Origin of the sequence: Chryseobacterium daeguense DSM 19388 (assembly GCF_000430825.1) — a bacterium.
In the GTDB taxonomy this organism is placed as follows: Bacteria; Bacteroidota; Bacteroidia; order Flavobacteriales; family Weeksellaceae; genus Chryseobacterium; species Chryseobacterium daeguense.
Genome location: NZ_AUMT01000005.1, coordinates 202,568 through 215,211 on the forward strand (window position 1 = coordinate 202,568; position 12,644 = coordinate 215,211).

The following is a 12,644-nucleotide window of genomic DNA, read 5'->3' on the forward strand; positions in this document are numbered from 1 at the left end:
GAATATAAACAATAAATATTCAGAAGCATATTTTTTTAAAAAGTTTTTATAATCTTGCGTCCACTAAGTTTCTGTCCAAACATGCTTTGGTATCAAAAACCACTGCGTTATCCTTCTTTAGTTCATCAAGATTCATTTCTAAAAACTCATTATGAGAAACAGCAACAATCATAGAATCATATTTTTTCCCTTCAATTAATTGGTCTAAAATATCAATTCCGTATTCGTGCTTTACTTCTTCTTTACTTGCCCACGGATCATAAATATCCACCTTTACACCATAGTCCTTAAGTTCCGTATAAATATCCACAACTTTCGTATTCCTTACATCAGGACAATTTTCTTTGAATGTAACGCCTAAAATCAAAGTTTCAGAATCTTTGATAACTCCGCCTTTTGCAATAAGAAGCTTTACCACTTTCGAAGCAATGAATTTTGCGATAGAATCATTAACTCTACGCCCTGATAGAATTACATCCGGATGATAACCAAGCTGTTCTGCTTTGTGAGCCAGATAATAAGGATCTACAGAGATGCAGTGTCCTCCTACCAATCCCGGTTTATATTTCAGGAAATTATATTTTGTTCCCGCAGCTTCCAAAACATCATTCGTATCAATTCCGATCCTGTCAAAAATTAAAGCAAGTTCATTAACGAAAGAAATATTAACATCTCGCTGAGCATTTTCAATAGCTTTTGAAGCTTCGGCTACTTTAAGGCTTGATGCTTTATGCGTTCCGGCAGTAATGATTTTTCTATAAAGACTGTCTACCTCTTCAGCAATCTCCTCTGTAGAACCTGAGGTTACTTTTTTTACACTGGTGAGTGTATTTACTTTATCCCCCGGATTGATTCTTTCCGGAGAATATCCTACGAAAAAATCTTCATTATATTTTAAACCTGAATATTTTTCAAGAACAGGCACACATTCTTCTTCTGTACAGCCAGGGAAAACAGTAGATTCATAGATAACAATATCTCCATTTTTAATAATTCCGCCCAGCATTTTTGATGCAGAAATAAGAGGGTTAAGATCCGGAGCATTATATTTATCTATAGGAGTGGGAACAGTTACGATATAAATATTGGATTCTGCTATATCAGACAGCTGACTTGTAGCCTTATACCCGAAAGCCCCGTCAGTTTCAATGTATTTTTTTAAGCCTTTATTAAGCTTTTCAATATCTGCTTCCAGTGTAATATCCTGTCCCTGATTAAGCTGATCTACTCGTTGAGTATTAATATCAAATCCTAAAACAGGATAATGGGTAGCAAATTCCAAAGACAGTGGCAGACCTACATAGCCTTGCCCAATAACAGCTATCTTATATTTTTTCATCATTAACTAAGTTTATTTTTAAGTTTCTCAAACCACGTTTGCTCATGATGGCTATTGTATCCGTAACCATATTTGTTACTGTATCCTAAATTTTCTCTGTTAACATCATTTAGAACAAAACCAACATTTTTAATTTTCTTTTGATCAATATTATTGTTAGCAAATTCAAGTAAAGCTTTTTCTGTATATTTTGATCTTGCTACATAAATGGTAACATCTGCCAGCTCCGCAATAAGGAAAGTATCCGTAACCAGAAGCAATGGTGCAGTATCCAAAATAATGTAATCATATCTTGCCTTTAACTCTTCTAAAAGGTTTTCATATCTTCCGTTTGACAGAAGCTCAGTTGGGTTTGGAGGAATCATTCCTGAATAAATTACATCAAGATTAGGATTAAATGATGAAATATGAATGACATCTTCCAGCTTCGTCTGATCTGAGTAAAGATATTCCGTAAGACCTGCCAGCCCCTTCCTTGCAGGATTGTATCTCTGCAGCTGCGGATTTCTGATATCGGAGCCAATAATAATTGCTTTCTTTTTAGGAGTGGCAAGTGTTAAAGCTAAATTTACCGAAGTAAATGTTTTCCCCTCTCCTTTCACTGTAGAAGTTACAAATACTACCTTTCCTTTACCGTCTTTAGGAAGCATAAAATTCATATTTGTAATAAGAATCCTGAATGCTTCGGCCATTGGAGTAATATCATTAACTTTTACAATTTCTGAATCTCCTTTTTCAAGACTTGGCAATTCTGCAATTACTGGTGCATGAATTAGTTTTTCCAGATCATGCTTAGTCTCAATTTTATTATTAAGCAGTTCTGTAAGATATATAATGATGAAAGGTATTAATAAGCCTATAGCTAAAGCTACAAGCAAGACCACATTTCTTTTAGGTGAAACCGGAATAGTAGAAGCATACGCCGTATCAATCACTCTTGCCTTTGGTGCAGAAATAGATTGAGCAATAGCTGTTTCTTCTCTTTTTTGTAATAAAAGAAGATATAAATTCTCTTTGATCTGCTGCTGTCTTTCAATACTTCTGAACATTTTTTCAATAGAAGGCAGTTTAGAGATCTTTCCTGAAACCTTGCTTTGCTCACCCAAATATTCGTTTCTCGCAAGTTCAAGCCCTGTTCTGTTTCTTTGAAGACTCTGCATAATAGATCCCCTCATAGAGTTAATCTGCTTTGTAACATCTACCACGGTTGGGTTTTCAGTCGTTGCAGATTCCAACAATCTGTTTCTTTGTAAAATCAATTGATTATAGACAGAGATTCCAGCTGTTGCTTCAGGATTATTGAGTCCTACGTTTGCCGGTAAAACCTGATACTGGCCTTGGTTTGAAACGAAACCAATTAAAGAATTTGTCAGTTCCAGCTGAGCATCAATATCCAGCTGTTTTGCTCTTGCTGCAGCAGAACTTTCAAGATTTATTTTTGCTTCTGTTTCGAGATCTGTAAGATTATTTTTGGCTTTAAAGTTTTCTTTTTGATCTTCTACCTCGCCTAATTCACCGGAAAGTTTTTTAATCCTGTCTTCAATGAAATTAAGGGTCTTTTTGGACTCTACATTTTTATCCAAAATAGCATCATTATTATATGCAATAACCAGATTGTTAAGAATATCCTGTGCTTTGGCTACCTGAGGATATTTAAATCCAAGCTTAAGTACTGTAGCGTCCTTTGTAACTAATGAAACACTAAGAGCAGATTGCAAACTACTAACCTTAGCTTCTAATGACGATACCTGCAGTTCTAATGTACTTGTATCAATTCCTTTTGCGGCTGCTGGATTAAATTTAGCATTTTTGGTAATAATTATATTCGCAAATGGAAGACCTATCGTTTTATTATAAGTTGTTACAATTTCTTTCTGAAATTTTTCTGAGCTTAAAGTTAGTTTTTCACCCTTTATTGTAAGTTTTAATACATTGCTAATGCCATTATTGGGTTTTTCAGAAATTATTTTTACTTCTATTGGAGAAGTTTCTTTGTATAATTCTACGGAAGTTATCTTTCCTTTTGCTACAATATTTGTTTGAAGATTTTGATTAATGACTACTTCACGCATCATTTTTTTTGACTTCAAAATTTCAATTTCGTTAGCAATACTATTGGTTTTTAAACCTCCGAAACTGGTTAAGTCAGGGAGTACACCAAGATCACTTCCTACAGGAGATGATGAATTTTTAGCGTCTTTTATAAGTACGGTAGACTGAATCTCATATACGGGAACCATAAATTTTAAAGAAATGTAGCCTATAATCAGTGCAGCTATAGCACTTATAATAAACCATGGCCATTTTCTAAGATATGGTCTTATAATTTCGTTGATATCAATTGTATTCGAGTTATTGTCTACTTCTGGAAGTTGCGAAGATTGGTTGTCCATTAATTTTTTATTTCTTGAATAAACTTACGACTACGGCAATAGCTGTAACACCGATTGAAATTGCAGTTAAGTAAAGCCCTGTATTAGGATTTTGCTTTGCAGCGAGATCTCTGGAATTATTAGATGCAACGATAATAGCATCTCCCTGTTTAAGATTGTAGTAAGGAGAATTGATCAAATTAGCATCCTGAAGGTTTACTTTTCCATGAGTAACCTGGCCGTTTTCTGTTCTAATAACCAATATATCGTCTCTTTTCCCATACATGGTAAGATCTCCAGCCATACCAAGAGCATTCAGGATTGTGCCCTGCCCATTAGCAATAGTATAATCCCCCTGTCTGTTTACTTCACCTAAAACCGTCACTTTAAAATTAACAAGTCTTACATTGATGGTGGGGTTAATGACATATCTTGTCATTTTGTCCCTAAGTTCCTCTTTAAATTCTACTAAAGTCTTATTGGATGTATTTATTTTTCCTAAAACAGGAAAATCAATATCACCATTAGAATCTACAATATAAGTAGGTCCGGAAACCGTTACCATTCCTTGGTTGGGAGTATTTCCACCTGCAATGGAGTTGGTCTGAACAAGCTCAGATGAAGAATAATTTTGGTTGAATGGCTTTACCACATCCATATCCTTGGCCGTAACTAAAATTACTAACTGGTCTCCAGATTGGATTGTATTATTTGAGTTTTTGGCAGAAGCATCAATTGCAACCTTTTCTATATTTTGCATATAGTTCAGGTCGTTTTGGGTATTTGGATTAGTTTTACAGGAAACTATTAAAAAAGCTGATATTACAACCAGTATTTTACCTTTCATCATATTTTAAAAATTGTGCAAATATACATTTATATTTTTCTACTTATCCAGCACCTCATAGATAGAATTATTACTTCTAAATTCAGGTACTATTATTTTCAAAAGACGTACTACTTCCACCTTATCACGCTTCAAAGAAGCTTTAGTAATGTGGTTTACCAATGTTTCTATTTCTGAAAACTGCATGGTAGGATCTTTTGAAACCATTATTTTTTCATTGTGAGTAGGAAGTGTTTTAGCATCATCACTCAGCAATTCTTCGTATAATTTTTCACCGGGTCTTAAGCCTGTATAAATTATCTTAATGTCAATATTAGGTTCAAAGCCCGAAAGCTTTATCATTCTGTTGGCAAGATCCAAGATTTTTACCGGCTCACCCATATCAAATACAAATATTTCCCCGCCTGTTCCCATAGTTCCTGCCTGCAAAACCAGTTCGCAAGCTTCAGGGATCGTCATAAAATATCTTACAATATCAGGATGGGTAATGGTTACCGGCCCGCCCGCTTCGATCTGTCTTTTAAAATGAGGAATTACAGAGCCGTTTGACCCCAAAACATTTCCGAATCTAGTCGTAATGAACTTGGTAGTATTTCCTTCTACATTTTGTAAAGACTGTACAAACAATTCCGCTGCTCTTTTTGAGGCTCCCATAACGTTAGTAGGGTTTACAGCTTTATCAGTAGAAACCATTACAAACCTGTTTACATTATATTTGCTTGAAAGTGTTGAAATAATTTTTGATCCCAAAACATTCACCAATATTCCTTCATGAGGATTTTCTTCAACCAAAGGCACATGCTTATAAGCTGCAGCGTGATAAACCATTGAGAAATTATACATCTGGAACAATGGTTCTACTCTATGCCTGTTGGATACATCTGCTAAAACAAATTTAAACCTGATATTGGGAAATTTCTCCCTCATTTCCAGCTCTATATCATACAAAGGCGTTTCTGCCTGATCCAATACAACGATTAAAGAAGGGCTAAATTGTGCAACCTGCCTTACAATTTCGCTTCCGATAGATCCTGCTCCTCCGGTTACAAGAATATTTTTATTAAAGTGTCTGCTTTTTACCTCTTCATTTTCTATTTTGATAGGTTTTCTATTCAATAAATCCTCTATCTGAAGATTCCTGATAGAACCTCCCAGGTCACTGTCTCTTAATTTTTGTACAGACGGTGCTTTGAAAACACTAAGATCCTTTTCCAGAAATAAATTTACCCAGGAATTCATTTCATCTTTGGACATCATTTCTTTAACGATAATTACCCCGTCAATGACAAGTTCATCTTTTGTATTTTTCTCGATCTTTTCTTTGGAAAAAATGGGTTTGCCCAGTAATGATGCTCTTTTTGAGTCTGTTCTCTGTGTTAGAAAACCTACGACATGATAAGGAAGGCTGGGATTGTCCAGAATGGCTCTGGCAATGGCAATAGACTGCTCATCGATACCCAAAACAAGAATCCTTTTTTTAAGGGTACTTCTTCTGTACTCCCTTACAATATGGAAAAACTCCTTTACATATAATCTGAAAAGGAAAAGCCCCATAAAGGAAATAATAAAATAAAGAATTAAATAAGGCGTAAGGATGAATTTCCCGCCTGTTGTCCAGAAATAGACTATATTAATAGTTCCTACCACAAACATGGTGCAGAAACATGATACCAACAGCTTAAATAAATCTATAAAAGTAGAATGCCTGATAATTCCGGCATAGGTTTTGAAAATATACATGAAAACAACATTCACAAAAATGATGGAAGCAAAGACCACACTTTTGTCTTCATGGTAGATAAATTCCCGCTGAGTGATTTTTTCTATAATGTAGGTTGAAAGGAATAGTGATATAACCAGAATAATAATATCTATTACAAGAATTATCCATCTGGGAAGATATCTTACATCCGAGAGATTGACAACATTATCTCCGCCAAAAATTTTCCTCCTAAGAGATTCGTACATTGTCATTATTTGTGCCCATCTATATAATTAGGTATAAAACCTGATCCGTTTATCATTGCAAAATTAAAATAAAATTCCATCTATAGTTTAAAATTAAATTTAATTCTTAAAAATAGATAAAATTTCAGAAATTCTTGCCTTACAAGCGTTAGTTAAATTACTTCCCGAGGGAAGGCATAATCCAGTTTCAAAAAGCATACCACAAATATCTCCGCCAAAGAATTTGTAATCTTTATACAAAGGCTGCAGATGCATAGGTTTCCATAAGTATCTGGTTTCTATATTTGTTTCTTCAAAAACTGTCTTTATTTTTTCTTTTGAAAATTTATTCTTATCAATAATAATAGTATTCAGCCAATAATTAGAAAAAAAATCATCATTTGGGGCCGAAAAAAGTTCAATACCATCAATATTTAACAAAATATTATTATAAAATTCATGATTTCCCCTTCTTTTAAGAATTCTATCCTCCAAAACTTCCATCTGACCTCTCCCAATTCCTGCAGAAATATTACTTAAACGATAATTATATCCGATTTCAGAATGACTGTAATAAGGCTTGTCTTCCTTTGCCTGCGTAGCCAGATAAAGGGTCCTTTCTTTATCTTTTTTATTTTTTGAAATTAAAGCTCCTCCTCCTGATGTAGTAATAATTTTATTACCGTTAAAGCTTATAACAGATAAATCTCCAAAAGTTCCGCACAGCCTGTTTTTATATTTACTTCCTAATGCTTCTGCGCTGTCTTCGATAACAGGAATTTCGTATTTTCTGGAAATCTCGAGAATTTCATCCACCTTAAAAGGCATTCCGTATAAAGAAACAGCAATAATTGCTTTTGGTTTTTTGCCTTGTTTCAAACAGTATTTAACAGCATCTTCAAGAGCATTCGGACACAGGTTCCAGGTATCTTTCTCGCTGTCTACAAAAACAGGTACCGCCCTGAGATAAAGAATAGGATTAGCAGAAGCTACAAATGTAAAAGACTGGCAAATCACAAAATCATCTTCCTGCACGTTCAATAACCGAAGAGCAAGATGAATGGCCGCCGTACCGGATGACAAAGCCGTAACAGACAGGTTTTCACCTAAATAAATTTCAAGACTTTTCTCGAATTCATCTATATTGGCACCGTATTGGGAAATCCAGTTGGTATCAAATGCCTGCCGTATGTATGTAAGCTCATTTCCACCCATATGCGGAGGAGAAAGCCAGATTCTTTTCTCTTTCAAACTTGTGTATGTTATCATTTATGTTTATTCAAAAATATCATTTATTTTGTCATATTCAAAACCTCTGCTTATTAAATATTTTATAGTTTTTGATTTTCTCTGATATTCTTTCAATCCTTTTTGCTTTGAGTAATAATCTTCGTAGATTTTACGGATGGTTTTCTCATAATCCTGCTCATCGATCTCATCAAAACATTTGCTGATTAATTTCTCGGAAATTTGTTTTTGCTTAAGATTGATCCGGATTTTATTCCTTCCCCAGTGTTTAATATAAAATTTACCGCGAATATAGCTTCTGGTAAATCGTTCTTCATTTAAATAATTTTCCTTTAAAAGATACAGCATTATGTCTTCTTTTGCTTCATCTATTAAAAGAAACTCCTTCATTTTCTGTTCAACTTCATAATGACAACGGTCCTGGTAAACACAATAGTTGACCAGTTTCAGCTTTATTTCATCAAAAGTGAAAGACTTTTTTTCCATATATTACATAAAAAAGAATGAGCAAAATGCCCATTCTTTATATTTTATTAAAGATATACAATTAATAGTTGAATAATGCCTTACCTTCCATTAATTCATTTACTTTCTTTCTTACAGAACCGATAACTTCTTCATTTTTAATATTATCCACCACTTCAGAAATTAATCCTGCAATAGTATCCATATCATTTTCTTTCAATCCTCTGGTTGTAATAGCAGCAGTTCCCAGTCTGATACCTGAGGTTGTAAATGGTGACTTATCATCAAATGGAACCATATTTTTGTTACACGTAATATCGGCAAGAACTAATGCTTTTTCAGTCTCTTTTCCGTTTACATTTTTATTTCTAAGGTCTACAAGCATTAAATGGTTATCCGTACCGCCGCTTACAATATCGAAGCCTCTGTCGGTCATCGCTTTTGATAATGCCTGAGCATTAGCCTTCACCTGCTTTGCATACGTTTCAAACTGCCCGTCCAATGCTTCCCCGAAAGCTACCGCTTTTCCTGCGATCACATGCTCCAGCGGACCACCCTGAATACCAGGGAAAACAGCTCCGTCCAGCACCTGGCTCATCATTTTGATCTCTCCTTTCGGTGTTTTGTGTCCGTACGTATTTTCAAAATCTTTCCCCATCATAATCATACCACCTCTTGGACCTCTTAACGTTTTGTGTGTTGTAGTGGTTACTACATGGCAGTGCTCAAATGGAGAATTTAATAATCCTTTTGCCACCAAACCTGCCGGGTGAGCGATATCCGCCCAAAGTGTAGCCCCGATTTCATCTGCCACTTCACGGAATTTTGCATAATCCAAATCTCTTGAATACGCCGAGAAACCAGCAATAAGCATCTTTGGCTTTTCTCTTAAAGCCACTTCTCTCATCTGGTCATAATCTATAAGGCCAGTTTCCTGCTGAACACCGTAGGAAACCACATTATACTGAATTCCTGAAAAATTCACTGCCGAACCATGCGTAAGGTGTCCTCCCATAGAAAGGTCCATCCCCATAATTTTGTCGCCCGGCTTCAAAACTGCAAGATAAATAGCTGCGTTGGCCTGAGAACCGGAATGCGGCTGTACATTAACGTAATCTACACCGAAAAGTTCCTTAGCTCTGTTGATAGCCAGTGTTTCAACCTCATCTACCACTTCACAACCTCCGTAATATCTTTTTCCGGGATATCCTTCAGCATATTTGTTCGTAAGCACACTTCCCATAGCTTTCATCACGTTTTCAGAAACGAAATTCTCTGACGCAATAAGCTCTAATCCGTGAGATTGTCTTTGTCTTTCTTTTTCAATCAGGTCGAAAATAATGTCCATTTTACTTTTAGTTTTTGAAATTTTTCACCCCAAAAGTACGAAATTTATGTTGAGATTTCAGCATCAGGAATTATGATTTTTAGTTTTAAAATCTCATCAATTGTTCAATTATACATTTTCTTTAATGAAAATCTCGCAGTATTTTTTAATTTCTTCCCTTACATTTCTAAACTGCTGCCTGATTTCTTCTACAGTTCCCACAGCTTTCGCCGGATCAGGGAAATTATAGTGGAATTTTTTAGCTTTCGTTGGAAAATACGGACAATTTTCTTTTGCATTATCACAAACGGTAATCACATAATCGAAATCAATATTTTCATATTCGCTGATGTTATTGGAAGTCTGGTCTGAAATATCAATACCATCTTCTTCCATTATGGCAACTGCATTGGGATTTACGCCGTGGGTTTCAATTCCTGCACTGTAAACCATCGCTTTACCGTTCGCAAAATATTTCAGATATCCCTCTGCAATCTGGCTTCTACAGCTGTTTCCTGTACAAAGCACTAAAATTTTTTTCATATTTAAACAAATAACCAAATAATATTAATGATACAAAACTTAGGATCAAACCCGAAAATAAGCTGCAGAATAATTACTGAAGCGGTAATTATTACAGGTTTCTTGTATTTTTTAAGTGTAGTTACCATCTTTTTAGCAGCAGCCCGAACCCGGTGCACAACTTCCTTTTTGTTGCTGCAATTCACTTAAATTAAGCTTTTCCTTTTGCGGAGGTATTCCACAGGCATCAGTAGCAAGACAAGCAGTCATTTTATTCTTCAGAACAAAATGTTTTCCATTAAAATCAAGATCATACTTACCAATAGTTTCAGACTGATACTCCACCTCGATTTCAAAATCACCGATTCCCAGCTTTTCTTCGGAAAGTTTGATAATGTTTAATAATTTTCCCGGCTTCAGACGGTGTTCAAAATCATTGGCATCCCAAAGCTGGAAGTTTACCCTTTCTTCTTTTCTGATGGTTCCGCCGCAGTCTATAAAGTTTTTGGTGACCATGCCGATTTCCGTTACATGAAAATGCTCCGGTACAAACTGTCCGCTTTCCAATGCAAACTCCACATTTTCCAGGGCAGGCAGAATAGATTTAATTTGTTCAAGTGTCATATTTAATTTTTTTTTTAGGATTTCACGAACCATAAATGGTTTCTGATAGTTTCATATTTTAATTTTTTAATTGTTATAATGCAATATTGCGATATAGATAAGCAAATTTTTTTAACAGCAATTTTGTTTTTTTACAACAGAAATTACGTTGGAGAAAAATACATTTAATACTTCGAAAGCCTTTTCATCAATACAGTAGCAGATAGAATTGCCCTCAATATTCCCTTTGATAAGTCCCGCATTTTTCAGTTCTTTTAAATGCTGTGAAACGGTAGGCTGTGCTAATGGAAGCTCATTTACAATGTCTCCGCAGATGCATTCATTTACCTTTAAAAGATATTCAATAATAGCGATTCTTGCAGGGTGACCCAGCGCTTTTGCAATAGTTGCCAGCTTATTTTGCTTGTCTGTAAAAAAATCTGTTTTGGTTGTTCCCATACTTTTAAAGTGTATCGCAATATTACGATATTAAAATTTACTGACAAAAAAATCCTTACAAAAAGTTTGCAAGGATTGAAAGTTAATTAATTTTTTATTATTAAAACTCCTCTTCAGAAAGCTCTCTATTGACAATAGCGCCCGTAAAGTTTCCCTGGTAGACAGCGTTTGCCACTGACCTCATCATTGTAACATTATCTCCGCATGCAAAAACACCTTCTACGTTGGTTTTATGAAAATGATCTGTTTTTATAAAGCCATGCTCCGTTAATTCCAGATGCAGATCTTCTGTATTTATATTTTGTTCAAAAGGAATTTTCGCATACAAAGCCTGTAATGGGGCTTCATTTCCGTTTTTAAAGATGAGCTTTTTAATTTTACCATTTTCATGCTCTACCTTTTCAATTTCATCTTCTATTATTTTGATATTATTCTCCGATAATTTCTTAACCTGATCATCATTTAACGTAGATTTACCATTGGTAAACAAAGTAAGATCTTTTGTTAAATTATAAACAAGCTTTGAAAATTCAAAAAGTAAATCGCCGTTACCATTTGAAAGAACACCCGTTTTTTCACCCTTTACTTCATATCCGTGGCAATACGGACAATGAATCACTGTGATTCCCCAACATTCTGAAAACCCATCAATATCGGGCATTATATCTTTCACACCTGAAGCAAGAATCAGCTTTTTAGCATAAAATTTTTCATTATTTGCAAGTTCAATTTCAAAATTTCCTGAGTTTTTTGATGCTTTTACAACCGTTCCGTCATAAAACTTTACGGTTTCGTACTGTAAAACCTGTTCTTTAGCCAAATCAGAAATTTCCTTCGGCGTTTTTCCGTCGTGGGTAATAAAATTATGTGAATGCGGCGTCTGCCTGTTGCAAGGTTTTCCGCTGTCTATGATTAAAACCTTCCTTAAAGATCTTCCCAAAGCCATCCCCGCAGATAATCCGGCATAGCTTCCTCCTATTATGATGACATCAAACTTATTTTCCATATTACTAGTATTTGTTGCTTGTTGCTTGTTGCTTGTTGCTTGTTGCTTGTTGCAAATGTAAGACAAATTTTCTTTAATGCGACATTATCGCAATAATATTTTATTTATTATATTTGCAGTATGGCTAAGAGAAATACCATTACAAAACAGCTGATCCTGGATTCATTAAAAAATTCAAAAACTGCAGTAAGTCAGGAAATTTTACAGAAAGAACTTGGAGAATCCGTAGACCGTGCAACTATTTACAGGGTTCTGAACAGCTTTTGTGAAGACGGGATTGTCCATAAAATAATGAGTGACGACGGTAAGTTTTACTTTGCTTTCTGCATGAATTGTTCAGAAAAAAAACATCAGCACAATCACTTCCACTTCAGATGCCTGAAGTGCGGAAAAATAGAATGCCTTCCTAACGAAATGGATATAAAGTTGCCACAAGGCTATACTTCTGTTAATTTCAACGGATTTATTTCGGGATATTGTGCAGATTGTTCTGTTTAAAAATGTTACTA

At 35.0% G+C, this 12,644-nt stretch carries 12 protein-coding genes; 1 reads left to right on the forward strand and 11 read right to left on the reverse strand.

Annotation, left to right across the window (positions count from 1 at the left end):
* Positions 1–46: 46 nt before the first annotated feature.
* From H560_RS0109500 to H560_RS0109550, 11 genes are all read right to left on the reverse strand, one after another.
* Positions 47–1,342, reverse strand: coding sequence for a nucleotide sugar dehydrogenase (locus H560_RS0109500; protein WP_027379831.1), 1,296 nt, complete (start codon positions 1,340–1,342; stop codon positions 47–49).
* The gene (locus tag H560_RS0109505; RefSeq protein ID WP_027379832.1) at positions 1,342–3,732 is read right to left on the reverse strand and encodes a GumC family protein; all 2,391 of its coding nucleotides are present in this window, start codon (positions 3,730–3,732) and stop codon (positions 1,342–1,344) included. The genes H560_RS0109500 and H560_RS0109505 overlap by 1 nt, the downstream gene beginning before the upstream one ends.
* 7 nt (positions 3,733–3,739) lie before the next feature.
* Entirely contained in the window at positions 3,740–4,561 is an 822-nt protein-coding gene (locus H560_RS0109510; RefSeq protein WP_228372452.1) for a polysaccharide biosynthesis/export family protein, read from the reverse strand.
* A gap of 36 nt (positions 4,562–4,597) precedes the next feature.
* Positions 4,598–6,526, reverse strand: a complete 1,929-nt coding sequence (locus tag H560_RS0109515; RefSeq protein ID WP_394330257.1) for a polysaccharide biosynthesis protein — start codon at positions 6,524–6,526, stop codon at positions 4,598–4,600.
* Positions 6,527–6,625: 99 nt separating this feature from the next.
* Positions 6,626–7,774 carry a DegT/DnrJ/EryC1/StrS family aminotransferase gene (locus tag H560_RS0109520; protein WP_155844988.1) on the reverse strand — a complete coding sequence of 383 codons (1,149 nt, stop codon included), beginning with the start codon at positions 7,772–7,774 and terminating at the stop codon, positions 6,626–6,628.
* Positions 7,775–7,780: 6 nt separating this feature from the next.
* Positions 7,781–8,239 carry a regulatory protein RecX gene (locus tag H560_RS0109525; RefSeq protein ID WP_027379836.1) on the reverse strand — a complete coding sequence of 153 codons (459 nt, stop codon included), beginning with the start codon at positions 8,237–8,239 and terminating at the stop codon, positions 7,781–7,783.
* A 61-nt stretch (positions 8,240–8,300) separates the two neighbouring features.
* Positions 8,301–9,566, reverse strand: a complete 1,266-nt coding sequence (gene glyA / locus H560_RS0109530) for a serine hydroxymethyltransferase (protein WP_027379837.1) — start codon at positions 9,564–9,566, stop codon at positions 8,301–8,303.
* Between the two features lie 108 nt (positions 9,567–9,674).
* Positions 9,675–10,088, reverse strand: a complete 414-nt coding sequence (locus H560_RS0109535) for an arsenate reductase ArsC (RefSeq protein ID WP_027379838.1) — start codon at positions 10,086–10,088, stop codon at positions 9,675–9,677.
* A 132-nt stretch (positions 10,089–10,220) separates the two neighbouring features.
* A complete protein-coding gene (locus H560_RS0109540) occupies positions 10,221–10,691 on the reverse strand; it encodes a DUF6428 family protein (protein WP_027379839.1) in 471 nt (156 codons plus the stop codon).
* A 111-nt stretch (positions 10,692–10,802) separates the two neighbouring features.
* A complete protein-coding gene (locus H560_RS0109545; RefSeq protein ID WP_027379840.1) occupies positions 10,803–11,129 on the reverse strand; it encodes an ArsR/SmtB family transcription factor in 327 nt (108 codons plus the stop codon).
* A gap of 100 nt (positions 11,130–11,229) precedes the next feature.
* Entirely contained in the window at positions 11,230–12,135 is a 906-nt protein-coding gene (locus H560_RS0109550; RefSeq protein ID WP_027379841.1) for an NAD(P)/FAD-dependent oxidoreductase, read from the reverse strand.
* Positions 12,136–12,255: 120 nt separating this feature from the next.
* On the opposite strand from H560_RS0109550, the gene H560_RS0109555 reads away from it, so the two are divergent.
* Positions 12,256–12,633, forward strand: coding sequence for a Fur family transcriptional regulator (locus H560_RS0109555; protein ID WP_027379842.1), 378 nt, complete (start codon positions 12,256–12,258; stop codon positions 12,631–12,633).
* Positions 12,634–12,644: the final 11 nt, after the last annotated feature.